Here is a 15,641-nt window from a genome sequence, read left to right on the forward strand (position 1 = left end):
TCATCCCTCGTCGGAGACCGGTGTCGTCCGTACCGACCCGGCGGGGGCCGCGGACTCATCGGACAGAGGCGGTTTTTCTCCGGGCGCGGCGGTCAGCGCCGGGCGCAGCAGGACCAGGGCCAGGGCGCCGAACGCGATCATGGCGACCACGCCGACGGCCGCGGCCAGGCGCAGGCCGTCGGTGAAGGCCTCGTGCGCGGGGGCCAGGAGCGCGGCGGCCGCGGCGGCGGGCAGCTCCGCGGCGGCGGTGACGGCGGCGGGCAGGGTGCGGCCCGCCTCGCCGGGCAGGTCGGCCCCGGCGCGGTAGACGGCGGAGGCGAGACTTCCCAGGAGTGCCACGCCCAGGGCGATGCCGAACTCCCCGCAGGTCTCGGACATGGACCCGGCGGCGCCGGCGCGGTCCCGGGGCGCCGAGCCCACGACGATGTCGGTGCCCAGGGCCGCTCCGGGGCCCAGGCCGACGGAGGCCAGCAGCAGTCCGGCGACCACGAGCACGGTTCCGTCGGCGGCGGGGACCGCGCACAGCAGGGCGAACCCGGCGGCGGTCACGAGCATGCCGCCGCCGATGACGTTGGCGCGGCCGATCCGGGCGGCCAGCGGAGCCGCGGCCAGGGTGGCGGCGATCATCGCCAGCGCCGGGGGCACCTGCCACAGCCCGGCGACGAGGGGGGAGTGTCCGGCGACGAGTTGCAGGTACTGGCTGATCAGCAGGAACGTGCCGCCCATCGCGACCGCTCCGGCGGTCATCGCGGCCAGGGCGACCGCGAGGGGGCGCTGGCGCAGCAGCCGCAGGTCCAGCAGCGGGTCGGCCAGGCGCAGCTGTCTGCGGACGAACACCGCGCCCGCGGCCAGTCCGAGCGCCAGGGCGGCGAGGGAGGCCGTGCCGGGGCCGTGTTCGGCCAGGGTCTTGAGACCGTGGACGAGGGGCAGGATGGCGGCCAGGGACAGCAGCACGCTGACGGGGTCCAGGCGTCCGCGGTGGGCGGAGCGGTGCTCGGGCAGGAGCAGGGGCGCGCACACCAGCAGGAGCACCATGACGGGGACGCCGAGCAGGAACACCGATCCCCACCAGAACCACTGCAGCAGTGCTCCGCCCACGACCGGGCCGATGGCGGTGCCGCCCATGAAGCAGCTCGTCCAGACCGAGATGGCCACGGCGCGCTGGCGGGGGTCGGCGAACATGGTGCTGATCAGGCCCAGGGTGGAGGGCATCAGGGTGGCTCCGGCCACGCCCATGAGCGCGCGGGTGGCGATGAGCGCCTCGGCGCTGGATGAGAACGCGGCGGCCACCGAGGCCAGGCCGAAGACGGCGGCGCCGGCCATGAGCAGGCGCCTGCGTCCGATCCGGTCGCCGAGGGTGCCCATGGTGATGAGGAACCCCGCGATCATGAAGCCGTACACGTCCATGATCCAGAGCATCTGGCCGCCGGTGGGCCGCAGGTCGGCGGCCAGGTGGGGCAGGGCCAGGTAGAGGACGCTCATGTCCAGGGAGAGCAGCAGGGTGGGCAGGGCCAGCACCCCGAGTCCGAGCCACGCGCGCCCCGGCGCGCGCGGATGTGTGTCGCCGTTCATCACGGCCCTTCCCGTTCGGTGGATTCGTTCACCCGTACGGACAACGGGGACGGCGGGAAATCATCGGGAGGGGTCGGAGAAGTTCGTCGGGGACGCGTGGCGTGTGGTTCCCGATCCCGGTGACCTGGGTTGATAGCGTCGAGCGGCCGTGCGGGTACGCGGGCGGACGGCCCGCGAGAACAGGGGAGGCACCCATGCGAGCTGTGGTCTTCGAGAACTACGGGCGGTTCCCGTCGCTGACCGACGTCCCCAGGCCCGAGCCCGGACCGGGCGAGGTGCTGCTGCGGGTGGCGGGCGCCGGGGCCTGCCACTCCGACGTCAGCGTCTACCGCCACTTCAGGGAGGGGCAGCCCGGGGCGCAGAAACCCCCGTTCGTGCTGGGCCACGAGAACTCCGGGTGGGTGGAGGCGCTCGGCCCCGGGGTGGACGGACGCGTCGAGGTGGGTGCCGCCTACCTGGTATACGGGCCGATCGGCTGCGGCCACTGCCGGATGTGCGCGCGGGGGCAGGACACCTACTGCGAGAACGCGGCCACGATGCCCTACCTGGGGGTCGGGCTGGGCCGCGACGGGGGCATGGCCGAGTACATGACCGCCCCCGCCCACCACCTGGTGCCGTTGGGCGACGCCGACCCGGTGGAGGCCGCGCCGCTGTCGGACGCCGGGCTGACCCCCTACCACGCGGTCAGGGAGGCGCTGCCGCACCTGGAGGGCGGCGGACGCCACGCGCTGGTGATCGGCCTGGGCGGACTGGGGCGGATCGGTGTGCAGATCCTGCGCGCGCTGACCGGCGCGACGGTGATCGCCACCGACGTCAGGGAGGAGGCCCGGGCCCGGGCCGAGGCCGACGGCGCGGTCACGGTGGGGGCCGGTGACCGGCAGGTCGAGGAGATCCGCGAGCTCACCGGCGGGCGGGGCGTGGACGCGGCCTTCGACTTCGTGGGCGCCTCCCCGACCATCACCACGGCCACCGCGGTGATGGCCCAGGGCGGCCGGCTGACGGTGGTGGGCATCGCGGACGGCACCCACCAGTTCTCGTTCTTCAGCAACCCCTACGAGTCCTACGTCACCAACACCTACTGGGGCACGGTGCCGGAACTGTGGGAGGTGGTGGACATGTACCGGGCCGGGCAGATCCGCCCCGAGGTCGAGCGCTTCCCCATGGAGCGGGCGCTGGACGCCTACCGCGCGCTGGAGGAGGGCCGGGTGTCCGGGCGGGCCGTGGTGGTGCCCGGCCGGGGCTGACCCCCGGACTCCGTCCCCCGGCTCAGGCCGTCCGGCCCGCCCGTCCCCGGGCGTGGTGCCGGGCGGCCTTGGCGCGGTTGCCGCAGCCCGCCATGGAGCACCAGCGGCGGGTGCCGTTCCTGGACGTGTCGAAGAAGCACAGCACGCAGTCGGGGTTGGCGCACCCGCGGATGCGGTCGGGGGTACGGAGCAGGTCGAGGTAGTCGGCGGCGGCGGTCCAGGCGGGGCCCCATTCGGGCGCGTCGAACTCGACGTCGGCGGCGGGCTCCCCCTCCCGCAGGAGCCTGCGCACCCGGCCGTGGGCGAGGACCCCGTTGAGCTCCTCCCGCGCCTTCGCGTCGCCGGGGTCTCCCAGGAGCCCGACCAGGGCCCCGCGCGCCCGGAGCGCGTGTTCCAGTGCCTGGCCGGTGGCCTCGAAGCGGGCGTCGAGTCCGCTCTCGGCGAGCCACTGACGGAATCCGTCGAGCGAGTCCAGCAGGTCGTGGCGGTCCGGGCCCTCGATCCACCGGGTGTTGACCAGGTCCATGGCGACCGGTTCACCGGTCAGGGGCCGCTTCCTGGCGGTCATCGGTTCTCCCCGTTCTCCCTCGTCGTCCCTTGCGCGGCCGGTGGCCGGGATCCTACCAAGCCCCCCTTTAACCGTTGAAACATATTTGAGGGGTTGCACTTCACCAAGTCTAACCCTTAAAGTCACTTTTGATGGTTAGAGGAGGCGGACGATCCGCCCCGACGGAGAACGAGGTGCGCCATGGCGCCGACCACCCTGAAGACCGGCCACGTGGGCCTGAACGTCACCGACCTCGGGAGGTCGCTGGACTTCTACACGCGCGTGTTCGGCTTCGAGGTCATGGGAGAGGGGCGGGACGAGGGGCGCGAGTTCGCCTTCCTCGGACGCGGCGGGGAGCTCGTCCTGACGCTGTGGAAGCAGAGCGGCGAGGGCTTCCGCCGGGACACGGCGGGCCTGCACCACCTGTCCTTCCAGGTGGAGACGGTCGAGGAGGTGCGCGAGGCCGAGGCCCTGCTGCGGGAGGCGGGTGCGGACTTCGCCTACGACGGGCTCGTGCCGCACGGCGAGGGCGCCGCCTCCGGAGGGGTGTTCTTCCACGACCCCGACGGCATCCGGCTGGAGATCTACGCGCCCACCGGGACCGAGGGCGTCAGGGCCCCGGTGGCCTCCGCTCCGACCTGCGGCTTCTTCTGATCCCGCCCTCCGGGCCGGGGACGACGCGCCCCGGCCCCCCTCCCCTCCCCACCAGTACGGAAGGACACCGGTATGGGTGCCTACCACCCGGGCGAACTCGCCGTGCAGCGGCGCTCGGGCCTGACCGACCAGGCCGCCTTCTCCGAGGCGGCCCGACGCCCCGACATCCCCGACGTGGCCGCCGGCTTCCTCGCCGCGCAGCCCCTGCTCGTGGTCGGCGCGGCCGACGACCGCGGCGACCTGTGGTGCTCGCTGCTCACCGGAGCCCCCGGGTTCCTGCGGGCCGTCGACGCGCGCACCCTCGACGCCGCGGCCCGGCCCCGGCCGGGGGACCCGCTGGCCGAACCGCTCGGCCGCGGTCCCGCCGAGGTCGGCGCCCTGGCAGTCGAACCGGCCACCCGGCGCCGGATGCGGATCAACGGCACCTCCCGGCCGCACGGGGAAGGGCTGAGGATCACGACGCGGCAGGTCTACTCCAACTGCCCCAAGTACCTCCAAAAGCGCGACCTGGAACCGGCGCCCGCCGGGCCGGGGACCACGAGCCGCTCGGAGCTGCTCTCCCCCGAACAGCGGAAGATCCTGGAGCGGGCCGACACCTTCTTCGTCGCCACCGCCGACGACACGGGCGCGGCCGACGCCAACCACCGCGGGGGCAACCCCGGCTTCCTGCGGGTCCACGCCCCGGACCTGCTCAGCTGGCCCGACTACCGGGGAAACGCCATGTTCAACACCCTGGGCAACCTGGAACTCCAGCCACGCGCCGGGCTCCTGGTCCCCGAGTGGAGGACGGGACGCCTCCTGCAGATCACCGGCACCGCGCGCGTGCTGTGGGACGACGACACCCGCGAGCGCACGGTCGAGTTCCGCGTCGGGCGCGTGCTCGACACCCCCGCGGCCGGGCCGCTGTCCCCGGGGGAACCCCGGTACTCCCGGTTCAACCCGCCGGTGCCCCCGGCCGCCCCGACGGGAGAGCGAGCATGAGGGTCCACGTCGACAGGGCCGTGTGCGAGAACCACGGACAGTGCGTCTTCGCCGCCCCGGAGGTCTTCGCCTTCGACGACGACGAGGTGCTGCGGTACGACCCCTCCCCCGGCCCCGGCCTGGACGAGGCGGTCACGCGCGCGGCGCGGGTCTGCCCGCTCCGGGCGATCACCCTGGACGGAGGCCCGGAGTGAGCCGGCGCACGGAGGCGGTCGTGGTGGTGGGCGCCGGACTGGCCGGCCTGAGCGCCGCCACGGCCCTGCGCGACCGGGGGTTCGGGGGGCGGCTCACCGTGGTGGGCGACGAGCCGCACGGCCCCTACGACCGGCCCTCGCTGTCCAAGGACCTGCTGACCGGTCGGCGCGCGGAGGAGCAGACCGGGCTTCCGCTCCCGCCGGACCTGGGGGCGCGCTGGGTCCTGGGCCGTTCCGCCGTGCGGCTGGACCGGGCCGGGCGCCGGGTGCTGCTCGACGACGGGTCGGCGCTGGAGTACGACGGCCTGGTGGTCGCCTCGGGCGCCTCCGCCGTCCCCTGGCCCGGTCCCCCGGCCCCGCCCGGGGGCGTGCACACGCTGCGCGGGCGCGGGGACGCGCTCGGCCTGCGGGCGGCGCTGCGGCGGGGAGATCCGCTGCTGGTGGTCGGGGCCGGGTTCGTGGGCAGCGAGGTGGCCTCCGCCGCGCGGGAACTGGGCGTGCCGGTGACCCTCGTGGACCGGGCGCGGACGCCCCTGGAGGGGGCCCTGGGCCCGGTGGCGGGCCGCCTGTTCGCCGGGGCCCAGGCCCGGGCCGGGGTGGACTTCCGGGCGGGGACGGCGGTGCGGAGGCTGCTCGGCGAGCGGTCCCTGAGCGGCGCGGAACTCTCCGACGGCACCCGGGTGCGGGCGGGGGCGGCGCTGGTGGCGCTGGGGGCGCGGCCCAACACCGCCTGGCTGCGGGGTTCGGGGCTGCGGTTGGGCGGGGGCGCCGCTCCCGGTCTGGTCTGCGATCACCGCAGGCGCGCCCTGGGCCAGGACGGCGCCCCCGCGGAGGGGGTCGTGGCCCTGGGCGACGTGGTGGCCGCGCCCAACCCCCTGCCGGGCGCTGGAGCCCCGTCCCACCTGGTGATCGGCCACTGGAGCGAGGCCGTCGACCACGCCGACGCCGCGGCGGCGGCCCTGCTGGGCCAGGAGGGGCCCGGTACGGAGCCCGTGCCCTCCTTCTGGTCCGACCAGTTCGGCCTGCGCGTCCGCTCGGTGGGGCTGCCCCGGCTGGCCGACCGGACCGAGGTCCGCGAGCACGATCCGGACCGTTCCCGGCTGGAGGTGACCTACCACCGGGGCGGGCGCCTGGTCGGCGCGCTGACCGTGAACCGCACCTCCCGGCTGGCCGCCCACCGCGCCCGCATCCTGCGGGAGCGGGCCGCGCACGGGGCCCTGGCCTGACCGGCACCGGTCCCCGTGCGGACGGATCCCGGGGGCCCGGGCCCCCGGGATCCGGATCCGGGTCCCCGTCCCGCGCGGCCCGGGGCGCTCACCACCAATAGGCGGGGTAGGCGCGGCCGGAGGCGCGCGCACCGGCCAGTCCGACCGCGACCAGCACGGCGGTCGCCGCCAGGAGGAGTCCCAGGAAGGTCCAGAACGGGGGCGCCTCCAGCGCGACGATGACGGCGGTGGCCGCCGCCGGGGAGTGCGGGGTCCGTGCCAGCGCCATGACGCCCAGGGCCAGTCCCCCGGCCACGGCCGCGGCCCAGAGGCCGGGCCCGGCGACGGCCAGGACGCCGAACCCGGTCAGCGCGGAGAGCAGCTGCCCGCCCACGACGCTGCGGGGCTGGGCCAGCGGCAGCGCGGGGGCGCCCGCCACCAGCGCCATGCTGGCCGCGAGCGGGGGGATGAGCAGCGGAACGTCCAGGGCCGCCGTCGCGGCCGCCAGGACGAGCAGGGCCGCGACGCTGGTCAGCGTCCCCGCGCCGACGGCGCGCCAACCGGCGGGAGCGGGGGCCCGTCCGGCCAGGAAGGAGAGCGCGCGGGGGCTCTGGGGTCGCGGGTCGGAGGTGTCCGTCGCCATGTCAGCACCGATCGGTCGGGGTGGAGGAGGATTCTCTGCTAACGCTTGAAATAGCTTCTATCCGTTAGCTCGCGTCGGAGGCGAGTCTTCCAGAACGCACGGGCGGCGGGCAAGCTCCGGTAGCGTCGAGGCGATGGGAGTCTCGGCGGGGGTGACGGAGATGCCGGTGCGCGGAGAGCACCCGGCACTGGACCTCGTGAACACGGTCTTCGTCCGCGGCGGCCTGCGCGGACAGCTGGTCGACGCCCTGACCCGCCCCGCGGACCTGGCCGAGTGGATCGCCGGGCACTCCGCCTCCCTGGGCCCGCTGGGATCCGACCCGGTCGCCGACGACGACGCGGGCCGGGCCGCGCTCGCCTCCTTCACCGACCTGCGCGACCGCCTGCGCCGCCTGCTCACCGCCGCCGTACGCGGGGAGGCGGCCGACCCCGCGGACGTGGCCGCGGTCAACCTCGCCGCGCGGGAGCACACCGACTGGACCGCGCTGCCCGCCGCCGGGTACGGCGCCCCGGAGCACGGCACCGACGCCCCGCGCACCCCCGACGCGGTGCGCGCCCGTACCGCCCGCGCGGCCGTGGACCTGCTCACCGGTCCCGCCCTGGAACTGCTGCGCGCCTGCCCCGCGCCCGGGTGCGTGCTGTTCTACCTGCGCACGCACCCGCGCCGGGAGTGGTGCTCGCCGGGCTGCGGCACCCGGGTGCGGGTGGCCCGGCACAGCAGGCGCCGGGGCGAGGGCGCCGCGCCCTGATCCGCGCCCGCCCCGGATTCCGCCCGGGACCGGCGACCTGCCAGGATGCCGTGTGCACCGGCAGGAAACGGGAGGAGAGCAATGGATCTGGGGATCGCGGGAAAGGTCGCCCTGGTCACCGCCGCCAGCTCGGGCCTGGGGCGGGCCATCGCCGTCGCCCTGGCCGCGGAGGGCGTGCACGTGGCCGTCACCGGCCGTGACGAGGAGCGGTTGGAGGCCGCGGTGGCGGCGTGCGCCGAACACGGCGTGTCCGCGCTCGCCGTCGCCTGGGACCTGGCCGACCACGGGCGGGCCCCCGAGGTGGCCGCGCGCGTGGCCGCCGAGCTGGGGCCGGTGGACATCCTGGTCAACAACACCGGCGGCCCGCCGCCCACCTCCGTGCTGGGCCAGGACGCGGGGCTGTGGGAGGACATGTACGGGGCCATGGTCCTGCCGGTCATCCGCCTCACCGACGCGGTGGTCGGCGGGATGCGCGAGCGCGGCTGGGGCCGGATCATCACGAGCACCTCGTCCGGGCCGATCGCGCCGATCCCGAACCTGGGCGTGTCCAACACCCTGCGGGCCTCTCTGCACTCCTGGTCCAAGACGGTGTCCGACGAGGTGGCCGCCGACGGGGTCACCGCGAACGTGATCGTGCCGGGGCGGATCGCCACGCCGCGCACGGACTCCCTGGACCGGGCCCGGGCCGAGCGGGAGGGCCGACCGCTGGAGGAGGTCGAGGCCGCCGCCCGCGCCTCGATCCCGGTCGGACGCTACGGGCGGGCCGAGGAGTACGGGGCGGTGGCGGCGTTCCTGGCCAGCCGGCAGGCCGCCTACGTCACGGGTTCGGTGGTGCGGGTGGACGGCGGCCAGATCCCCTCGGTCTGAACCGGTTCGCGCGGCGGGCCCGGCCCGGGTCCCTCCCCCTTCCCGAGGGACCCGGGCCGGTCGGAGGGGGCGGTGTCCGCGCCCCCGCCTCCGCGGGGCGGCGCGGAACCGCCCCCTCACGCCCTCGGCGGGCGCGGTACGAAGGCGCCGGTGCGCCGGGCGTAGGCGTTCCGGCCGCCGGGCGCGTCATCCAGCAGCCGCCCGTAGCGGGGGTCCTCCCCCTTGCCGAGGCTCCCCAGCCCGATGTGCGCGGCCAGGCGCACGCCCCACACGGCGGTCAGCCCGAACAGGAGCCAGACCCGGGCGGGGTCGCCGGTGGCGAGCATGAGCACCGCCACGGCCAGGGCCGAGGCGGCGAGCGCGGCGGCGTTCACCGGCGGCCCCCGGCGCGGGCGGGCCGCTCGGCCAGGACCTGGTCCACGCCCGTGCGCCCCTCCTCGAAGGCCAGCGCCCCTCCGGCCAGGTGCGGAGCCGCACGGGCGGCACCCCGTTGAACAGCCCCGCGACCAGGGGGGCGAGGAAGTGGGCGGCCCCGCGGGGCGGGGGTCGCGCTGGCGGTCATCGGGACTTCTCCATGATGATCTGTTCGACGTCGAGGACGCCGGACCGGAAACCGGCCTCGCAGTAGGCGAGGTAGAAGAACCACATGCGGACGAAGGTGTCGTCGAAGCCCAGTTCGCGGACCCGCTCCTTCGCCTCGGTGAAGGACCCGCGCCACACGCGCAGGGTGTCGGCGTAGTGGGGGCCGAAGGCCAGCCGGTCGGTGATCGTCAGTGAGGTGCCCGCCCGCAGCCGCTCCTCGACGGCCCGGACGGAGGGGATGAGCCCGCCGGGGAAGATGTACTTGTGGATCCAGGTGTAGGAGCCGCGCGAGGCCCGCATCATGGCGTGGTCCATGGTGATGCTCTGCAGCCCCACCCGGCCGCCGGGGCGCACCAGCCGGTCCAGGGCGGCGAAGTAGACGGGCCAGTAGTGCTCGCCCACGGCCTCGATCATCTCCACGCTGACCACGGCGTCGTAGGAGCCGGTGACGTCGCGGTAGTCGCACAGCAGGACCTCGACCCGGCCGGTCAGGCCCGCGGCGGCGACCCTCTCAGCGGCCAGGTCGCGCTGCTCGGAGGAGAGGGTGACCGTGGTGACGCGGGCGCCGCGCCGGGCGGCGCGCACGGCCAGCTCGCCCCAGCCGGTGCCGATCTCCAGCAGCTCGGTGCCCCCGGTCACGCCCGCGCCGTCCAGGAGGCGGTCGATCTTGCGCTCCTGGGCCCGGGCCAGGCTCTCCCGGTCACGGGGCCCGTTCTCCATGAACAGGGCCGCGGAGTAGGTCATCGTGCGGTCGAGGAAGAGCGCGAACAGGTCGTTGGACAGGTCGTAGTGGTGGCTGATGTGGCGCCTGGCCCCGGCGCGGGTGTTGCGTTCGGAGGCGGGCCTGCGCGGCAGGGTGAGGCGGCGCAGGGGCTGCAGGGGACGCGGCACGAGGTTTCCGTAGTCCCGGGCCAGGCGGGTGAGCAGGGCGACCAGGTCGGGTGAGTCCCACTCCCCCGCCATGTAGGACTCGCCCAGGCCGATGAGCCCTCCGGCCCCCAGACGGCGGTGGAAGGCCTCGGGGTCGCGCAGCCACAGCACGGGATCCGGGACCTCCTCGGCGGGGGTGCTGAGGCCGGTGTGCACCCGGATCCCGGTGCGCGCGGCGGCGCGGCGGGTGAGCGCGCGGGCGAAGGGCGCCCTCAGGCGTGCCGCGGGCACCCGGGCCACGTCGGGCCAGCGCCGCGGGTCCAGGGCGGGCGGGGTGTGGGGGCTGGTCGTGGTCATGACCGTGTGCTTGCCTTCCGGTTCGGGGCTGGGATGTGCGTGTCCGGTCGCACGGGCAGGCCGCGCAGGTGGAGCCCGACGCCCTGACGGCGGATACGCAGCGCGCCGACCAGCGGCGCGAGGGGGTGGCGCAGCGCCCTGCGCAACAGGGAGCCGGTGGTGGCGGGATGGCGGACGCCGTGCACCGATGCGGTGAAGGGGAGCCCGCCCTCGCGGTGAAGGGCGACGGTAAGCGCGAGGCGCTCGCCGGGTTCGGGGAGGCTCAGCCGGTAGCGGCCGTCGACGGCGTTGAACGGAGAGACGTACATGGTCTTGCCCGTCTCGGCCCGTCCCCATTCGTCCACGTCCAGCAGATAACGGTGGCGCCGCCCGTAGGTGTTGTGCACCTCGGCGACAACCCGGACCGGGCCTCCGTCACGGGCGTAACACCAGTAGACGGTGAGCGGGTTGAACACGTGGCCCAGGACCCGGGCGTGGGCGAGCATGAGGATCCGCCCGCCGCGCAGGTCGACGCCGTGCCGGGCGAGGTAGGCGCGCAGGGCGGCCGTCCCTCCGTCCGCGCCGGCGGGAGCACCGTCGTCGGGCACGGCGTGGTCGGCGGCGCGGAAGCCGGCCAGCGCGCGCAGCGGCCGGGGCGGGCGGGGCGGGTCGTCCAGGTCGACCAGCCAGTAGTAGGTGTCATAGAAGGCGTTGCGGACGGGTTCGACGCGGACGTGGCGCACGGTGGCCTCGTACAGGGCCGGGGCACACGTCACCACAGCACCCCCAGGCTGGCCGCGGCGCGCACGCCCGAGCGGCACCCGTCCTCGTGGAAGCCCCAGCCGTGGTGGGCCCCGGCGAAGGCGAGGACGCCGTCGTCGAGCTCGGGGAGCCTGCGCTGCGCGGCCAGGGAGGCGGGGGTGTAGACGGGATGGGCGTAGTCCATGGCGGCCACGACCCGGTCGGGGTCGACCTCGTCGGCGCCGTTGAGGGTGACCACGTACTGCTCGCCGCCCGGCAGGCGCTGGAGGCGGTTCATGTGGTAGCTGACGCGCACCGGGTCCCGGTCGGGCTCGCAGGAGGCCAGGCGGTGGTTCCAGCTGGCCCAGGTGGCGCGGTCGGCGGGCAGCACGGAGGTGTCGGTGTGCAGCAGGGTCCGGTTGCGCGAGTAGCCGAAGGCGCCCAGGACCTCGCGTTCGGTGTCGGTGGGCTCGGCGAGCAGGGCCAGCGCCTGGTCGGCGTGGGTGGCCACGACGGCGGCGTCGAAGTCGAGGGTCTCCCCGCCCGCGCACAGCCGCACCCCCCGGCCGGTGCGGGCCAGGGAGCTGACGGGGCTCCCGGTGCGCACCTCGTGCAGGTTCTTGGCCACGCGTTCGACGTAGGAGTGCGAGCCGTCCACGACGGTGCGCCAGCGGGGTGAGCCCCCGAGGCCGAGCATGCCGTGGTTGGCGAGGAAGGAGAAGAGGTAGCGGGCGGGGTACTCGGTGGCGGTGCCGGGCGGGCACGACCACACGGCCGAGACCAGCGGGAGCAGGAAGTGGGCGGTGGTGTAGGCGGTGAACCGGTGGTGGCGCACGAAGTCGCCGAGGGTGGGCTCGGCGGCGCCGGGGGGCGGGGTGGCGGCCAGCAGGCGGCGGGCGGCCCGGTGGAAGCGCGGGATCTCGGTGAGCATCCGCAGGTAGGCGGGGCTGCGCCGGGACCGGGTGGGCAGCAGGGGGCGCATGCCGCGCGCGCCGGCGTACTCCAGGCCGCAACCCCGGCAGCTGACCGACATGCTCATCTCGGTGGGCTGGGTGGCCACCCCGAGTTCGTCGAACAGGCGCAGCAGGTGGGGGTAGGTGCGCCGGTTGTGCACGATGAAGCCGCTGTCCACGCCCGCCTCGCCGCCCGCGCCGTCGGCGATCCGGTGGGTGTGGGCGTGCCCGCCCAGGCGGTCGTCGGCCTCCAGCAGTGTGACCTCGTCGTACCGGTGCAGGACGTGCGCCGCGGTCAGTCCGGCGACTCCGGAGCCGATGACCGCGACCCTGCGCCGACGGAGGGTGTGCTGCCCTGTACCCAATGTGTCCTCTTCGATCCCGGGGTTGGTGTGTCGGGAGGCATTCGGCACCGGTCAGCGGCCGGATTGGTCCGCCACATCACGAAAAGATCTCGGAACAGGGGGCTGGCGGCGCGTTCCCCCGTCCGGTCGCAGAGCGGCGTCCGGGGCTCAGGGCACCAGTCCGTGGACGCTCCCGTACCCGCCGGAGGCGGCCACCACGACCGCCCCCGGCACGGCGCGCAGGAGGGCGGTGCCCGTGGGCACCCCTCCGGTGAGGGGGATCCGGTACGGGGGGCTCCCCTCGGCGGCGGGGACGACCAGCGCGTCCGCCTCCTGGAAGCTCCCGCCCGGCTCGGCCAGGAGCACGGTGCCCTCCACCAGGGCCACGGCCTCCTCCGCCAGCTGGGCGGGGTCGACCCCCTCCACCGCCGACCACGAGGACCGGCCGTCGGCCGCCGAGGTCCGGTGCACCCGGACGGTCCCGTCGTGGTCGGTGTGGACGAGGGTGGCGGTGTCGGCGTGCACGAGTCCCGGGGCCGTCAGGCCGCCGGGGTCGGGCGGGCGCACGGCGTCCTCGCCCGTGGCGGGGTCGAGCACGTGGTCGGCCCAGTGCTCGACGGTCAGGTGCACCTCCAGCGCGGTGCGGGCGCCCTCGGTGACGGGCGGTCCGCCCGGGGACAGCAGGGTGCCGCCCTGACCCCAGCGCACCGCGTCCACCGGCCAGGCGCGGCTCCAGACCCGCTCCCCCGTGCGCGCCTCCAGCGCCAGGACGGTGACCTCGACCTCGCCGCCGGACGGGCCGTCCCCGGCGTGGGTGTACAGCAGTTCCGGCTCGGCGCAGGCGTAGGCCACCAGGAGCGTGTCCCCGTGCACCAGGGGGGCGGCGTCGGGTTCGCAGGGCACGTCTCCGCCGCCGGGCAGGGTGAGGTCCCACAGCTGCCGGTCCGAGCGCGGGTCCCGGGCGGCCAGCGTGAGCGCCCCGCCGTGGCCGCCCACGCGCACCTGTACCGGGAGGGAGCCCGCGAAGACGACGGTGTCGCCGTCCTCCCCGGGCAGGGGGAAGTCGTCGGCCTCCCCGCCGGTCCCCGGGTCCAGGACCCTCATCCGGCGCTCCTCCGACCGCGGCCATCCCGCGTGGCGGAGCACGTACGCCCACCTGCCCCCGTCGAGAACGCCGCTGTCCACCAGGGCCTCTCCGGGGTACCGGTGGGTCCACAGCGGTTCCCCGGTGCGCCCGTCGAGGGCCACCAGGCCGTCGTCCAGCAGCACGAGCGGTCCGTGGCTGCCGGGTTCGATCCCGACGACCTCCGCGCCCCCGGGCGCCGACCACACCCAGCCCTCGGCGGTCACCCCGGCCGGGACCGGGGCGGGCCGCCCCGGGCGGGCCGCCACGGTGCGCTCCGACCGCGGCGGGGCGGCCCAGGCCAGGACCGCCAGCAGCACCGCCGCGACGGCGGCGGCCACCGGTCCGGCCCAGCGCCGCGCGCTCCCGCCCGCGCGTGCGCGCGCCCCCTCGTCCATCCGCCCGCTCCCCGTGTCCGGGGGGAGGCGCCCCTCCCCCGCCGCGCTCCCTCGGACGGGCACGGCCGACGCCGTGTCCGACGCCTCACACGTCACGGAAGTTCGCACACGCGCGCCCTTATGGACATCTGACCCGTCTGCGGCCACTCTGGGGCCATGAGCCTTCTCAGCCGCCTACAGCGGGCCGACGAGTTCGCCTACCGCCGGATCACCGGCGCGGGGCCGGCCGTCCTGGACCCCTACACGCCCAAGTTCGTCCAGGCCACCGACAACATGGCGCCCTGGTTCCTGATGTCGGCCACGCTCGCGGCCACCGGTGGCCCCCGGCTGCGGCGCACGGCCCTGCGCGCCATACTGGCCGCGGGGACGGCCAACGCGGTCTCCGCGGTGGTCAAGCACCTGTCCAACCGGACCCGGCCGGACACCTCCGCCATCCCCGAGGCGCGCTCGCCCTACCGCACCTACCCCAGCACCTCCTTCCCCTCCGGGCACACCGCCGCCGCGGCGGGCTACGCGGGCGCGGTCATGGCCGACGCCCCCCGTCCGCTGGCCGGGCTGGTCGCCGCCCTGGCGGGGGCGGTGGCGCTCTCGCGCGTGCACAGCGGGGTCCACTACCCCGGCGACGTGCTCGCCGGGGTGGCCATCGGCTCCGGCGCGGCTCTGCTCGCCCGGACGGTGCTCCCGCCCCGCCCCGAACTGGTCTTCGGGGCGCAGACCGTGCCCGACGGCGAGTCCGACGCCGACCGCGAGGGCTCGGGGGTGACGGTGGTGGTCAACCCGCGCGCGGCCGCGGGCGCGGTACCCGCCCTGTCCCTGACCGACGTCACGAGCCGGGTGGCCCGCGCCCTGCCCAAGGCGCGCGTCCTGCCGCTGTCGGCGGAGGACGACGTGGCCGAGGTCATGGACCAGGCGGCGCGCACCAGCGAGGTGCTGGCGGTGGCGGGCGGCGACGGCACCGTCAACGCCGGGGCGCGGGCGGCCCTGGAGTACGACCGCCCCCTGCTGGTGCTGCCGGACGGAACCCTGAACAACTTCGCCCGCACCCTGGGTCTGACCTCGGTGGACATCGCCCTACGCGCGTTCATCGACGGCAGGCTGGCCCGGGTGGACGTGGGCGAGGTGGACGGGCGGATCTTCCTCAACACCGCCTCGTTCGGCTCCTACCCGCGCATGGTGGAGCGGCGCGACCGGTGGGCGGAGCGGATCGGCAAGTGGCCCGCGTTCGCGCTGGCGCTGTGGCGCGACCTGCGCGAGGTGAGCCCCACCCCGGCGCTGGTGGACGGTGAGCCGACCCGGGTGTGGTGGGCCTTCGTGGGCAACTGCCGCTACCGCACGCACGGCCGGGTGCCCGCGCTGCGCGAGCGGCTGGACGACGGGCGGCTGGACGTGCGGGTGCTCAGCGCCCGGGAGCCCTTCCCCCGGCTGCGCGCCCTCGCCGACGTGCTGCTGGGCGGCCTCACCGGCAGCGACGGCTACGCCGAGCGGCTGACCACGGGCCTGTCGCTGTCCCTGCCCGGCGAGCCCCGGCTGCTCGCCGTGGACGGCGAGGTCGTGGAGGGCCCGGCGACGGTGGTCTTCACCAAGCGGCACGCGGCCCTGCGGGTGTTCGTGCCCGCGCTCAGCTCCGGGCACTGAGCGG

At 75.9% G+C, this 15,641-nt stretch carries 17 protein-coding genes; 8 read left to right on the plus strand and 9 right to left on the minus strand.

The window, feature by feature from the left end; all coding sequences use genetic code 11:
- On the minus strand, positions 1 to 1,572 hold the full coding sequence (locus FYW95_RS20045) for an MFS transporter (RefSeq protein ID WP_159942356.1): 1,572 nt from the start codon (positions 1,570 to 1,572) through the stop codon (positions 1 to 3).
- A 194-nt stretch (positions 1,573 to 1,766) separates the two neighbouring features.
- Here FYW95_RS20045 and FYW95_RS20050 point away from each other — a divergent pair, with 194 nt between their 5' ends.
- Positions 1,767 to 2,816, plus strand: a complete 1,050-nt coding sequence (locus tag FYW95_RS20050) for an NAD(P)-dependent alcohol dehydrogenase (protein ID WP_159942355.1) — start codon at positions 1,767 to 1,769, stop codon at positions 2,814 to 2,816.
- A gap of 22 nt (positions 2,817 to 2,838) precedes the next feature.
- Here FYW95_RS20050 and FYW95_RS20055 read toward each other — a convergent pair whose 3' ends face one another.
- Positions 2,839 to 3,384, minus strand: a complete 546-nt coding sequence (locus FYW95_RS20055; protein WP_236567749.1) for a CGNR zinc finger domain-containing protein — start codon at positions 3,382 to 3,384, stop codon at positions 2,839 to 2,841.
- Between the two features lie 180 nt (positions 3,385 to 3,564).
- On the opposite strand from FYW95_RS20055, the gene FYW95_RS20060 reads away from it, so the two are divergent.
- The 4 genes from FYW95_RS20060 to FYW95_RS20075 all read left to right on the plus strand — a co-directional run bounded on the left by FYW95_RS20060 (position 3,565) and on the right by FYW95_RS20075 (position 6,418).
- Complete coding sequence (locus tag FYW95_RS20060) at positions 3,565 to 4,017, plus strand: VOC family protein (RefSeq protein ID WP_159942354.1); 453 nt, start codon at positions 3,565 to 3,567, stop codon at positions 4,015 to 4,017.
- A 72-nt stretch (positions 4,018 to 4,089) separates the two neighbouring features.
- Positions 4,090 to 4,998 carry a pyridoxamine 5'-phosphate oxidase family protein gene (locus tag FYW95_RS20065; RefSeq protein WP_159942353.1) on the plus strand — a complete coding sequence of 303 codons (909 nt, stop codon included), beginning with the start codon at positions 4,090 to 4,092 and terminating at the stop codon, positions 4,996 to 4,998.
- On the plus strand, positions 4,995 to 5,192 hold the full coding sequence (locus FYW95_RS20070) for a ferredoxin (protein ID WP_159942352.1): 198 nt from the start codon (positions 4,995 to 4,997) through the stop codon (positions 5,190 to 5,192). Before FYW95_RS20065 ends, FYW95_RS20070 begins: the two co-directional genes overlap by 4 nt.
- The gene (locus FYW95_RS20075) at positions 5,189 to 6,418 is read left to right on the plus strand and encodes an NAD(P)/FAD-dependent oxidoreductase (RefSeq protein WP_159942351.1); all 1,230 of its coding nucleotides are present in this window, start codon (positions 5,189 to 5,191) and stop codon (positions 6,416 to 6,418) included. The genes FYW95_RS20070 and FYW95_RS20075 overlap by 4 nt, the downstream gene beginning before the upstream one ends.
- 88 nt (positions 6,419 to 6,506) lie before the next feature.
- Here the strand turns inward: FYW95_RS20075 and FYW95_RS20080 are convergent, their stop codons facing one another.
- Positions 6,507 to 7,040, minus strand: coding sequence for an HPP family protein (locus FYW95_RS20080; protein ID WP_159942350.1), 534 nt, complete (start codon positions 7,038 to 7,040; stop codon positions 6,507 to 6,509).
- A 133-nt stretch (positions 7,041 to 7,173) separates the two neighbouring features.
- Between FYW95_RS20080 and FYW95_RS20085 the strand changes: the two genes are divergently transcribed.
- Both FYW95_RS20085 and FYW95_RS20090 read left to right on the plus strand, forming a co-directional pair.
- Entirely contained in the window at positions 7,174 to 7,788 is a 615-nt protein-coding gene (locus FYW95_RS20085; RefSeq protein WP_159942349.1) for a CGNR zinc finger domain-containing protein, read from the plus strand.
- Positions 7,789 to 7,869: 81 nt separating this feature from the next.
- A complete protein-coding gene (locus FYW95_RS20090; protein ID WP_159942348.1) occupies positions 7,870 to 8,655 on the plus strand; it encodes an SDR family oxidoreductase in 786 nt (261 codons plus the stop codon).
- Between the two features lie 116 nt (positions 8,656 to 8,771).
- Here FYW95_RS20090 and FYW95_RS20095 read toward each other — a convergent pair whose 3' ends face one another.
- The 6 genes from FYW95_RS20095 to FYW95_RS20120 form a co-directional block, all read right to left on the minus strand.
- Positions 8,772 to 9,029: a DUF1295 domain-containing protein gene (locus FYW95_RS20095; protein ID WP_370462376.1), complete on the minus strand. Its 258-nt coding sequence runs from the start codon at positions 9,027 to 9,029 to the stop codon at positions 8,772 to 8,774.
- Positions 9,026 to 9,217, minus strand: a complete 192-nt coding sequence (locus tag FYW95_RS20100) for a hypothetical protein (RefSeq protein WP_159942347.1) — start codon at positions 9,215 to 9,217, stop codon at positions 9,026 to 9,028. The genes FYW95_RS20095 and FYW95_RS20100 overlap by 4 nt, the downstream gene beginning before the upstream one ends.
- A complete protein-coding gene (locus tag FYW95_RS20105) occupies positions 9,214 to 10,464 on the minus strand; it encodes an SAM-dependent methyltransferase (protein WP_159942346.1) in 1,251 nt (416 codons plus the stop codon). Before FYW95_RS20105 ends, FYW95_RS20100 begins: the two co-directional genes overlap by 4 nt.
- Positions 10,461 to 11,219 (minus strand): DUF1365 domain-containing protein, encoded by a 759-nt coding sequence (locus FYW95_RS20110; protein WP_236567748.1) that lies wholly within the window; start codon positions 11,217 to 11,219, stop codon positions 10,461 to 10,463. The genes FYW95_RS20105 and FYW95_RS20110 overlap by 4 nt, the downstream gene beginning before the upstream one ends.
- Entirely contained in the window at positions 11,216 to 12,502 is a 1,287-nt protein-coding gene (locus FYW95_RS20115; protein WP_159942344.1) for an NAD(P)/FAD-dependent oxidoreductase, read from the minus strand. Before FYW95_RS20115 ends, FYW95_RS20110 begins: the two co-directional genes overlap by 4 nt.
- Before the next feature lie 147 nt (positions 12,503 to 12,649).
- Positions 12,650 to 14,002 carry an outer membrane protein assembly factor BamB family protein gene (locus FYW95_RS20120; RefSeq protein WP_159942343.1) on the minus strand — a complete coding sequence of 451 codons (1,353 nt, stop codon included), beginning with the start codon at positions 14,000 to 14,002 and terminating at the stop codon, positions 12,650 to 12,652.
- Positions 14,003 to 14,158: 156 nt separating this feature from the next.
- On the opposite strand from FYW95_RS20120, the gene FYW95_RS20125 reads away from it, so the two are divergent.
- On the plus strand, positions 14,159 to 15,637 hold the full coding sequence (locus FYW95_RS20125; RefSeq protein ID WP_159942342.1) for a bifunctional phosphatase PAP2/diacylglycerol kinase family protein: 1,479 nt from the start codon (positions 14,159 to 14,161) through the stop codon (positions 15,635 to 15,637).
- The last annotated feature ends 4 nt before the right edge of the window (positions 15,638 to 15,641 follow it).

The sequence above is a fragment of the Nocardiopsis sp. FR4 genome (assembly GCF_009830945.1).
In the GTDB taxonomy this organism is placed as follows: Bacteria; Actinomycetota; Actinomycetes; order Streptosporangiales; family Streptosporangiaceae; genus Nocardiopsis.

Bases quoted from the DNA above. Each gene is read 5' to 3' on its own strand.
- FYW95_RS20125 (WP_159942342.1), top strand. From the start codon at position 14,159: ATGAGCCTTCTCAGCCGCCTACAGCGGGCCGACGAGTTCGCCTACCGC.
- FYW95_RS20050 (WP_159942355.1), top strand. From the start codon at position 1,767: ATGCGAGCTGTGGTCTTCGAGAACTACGGGCGGTTCCCGTCGCTGACC.
- FYW95_RS20090 (WP_159942348.1), top strand. From the start codon at position 7,870: ATGGATCTGGGGATCGCGGGAAAGGTCGCCCTGGTCACCGCCGCCAGC.
- FYW95_RS20070 (WP_159942352.1), top strand. From the start codon at position 4,995: ATGAGGGTCCACGTCGACAGGGCCGTGTGCGAGAACCACGGACAGTGC.
- FYW95_RS20055 (WP_236567749.1), bottom strand. From the start codon at position 3,384: ATGACCGCCAGGAAGCGGCCCCTGACCGGTGAACCGGTCGCCATGGAC.
- FYW95_RS20120 (WP_159942343.1), bottom strand. From the start codon at position 14,002: ATGGACGAGGGGGCGCGCGCACGCGCGGGCGGGAGCGCGCGGCGCTGG.
- FYW95_RS20100 (WP_159942347.1), bottom strand. From the start codon at position 9,217: ATGACCGCCAGCGCGACCCCCGCCCCGCGGGGCCGCCCACTTCCTCGC.
- FYW95_RS20105 (WP_159942346.1), bottom strand. From the start codon at position 10,464: ATGACCACGACCAGCCCCCACACCCCGCCCGCCCTGGACCCGCGGCGC.
- FYW95_RS20080 (WP_159942350.1), bottom strand. From the start codon at position 7,040: ATGGCGACGGACACCTCCGACCCGCGACCCCAGAGCCCCCGCGCGCTC.
- FYW95_RS20060 (WP_159942354.1), top strand. From the start codon at position 3,565: ATGGCGCCGACCACCCTGAAGACCGGCCACGTGGGCCTGAACGTCACC.
- FYW95_RS20045 (WP_159942356.1), bottom strand. From the start codon at position 1,572: ATGAACGGCGACACACATCCGCGCGCGCCGGGGCGCGCGTGGCTCGGA.
- FYW95_RS20085 (WP_159942349.1), top strand. From the start codon at position 7,174: ATGGGAGTCTCGGCGGGGGTGACGGAGATGCCGGTGCGCGGAGAGCAC.
- FYW95_RS20065 (WP_159942353.1), top strand. From the start codon at position 4,090: ATGGGTGCCTACCACCCGGGCGAACTCGCCGTGCAGCGGCGCTCGGGC.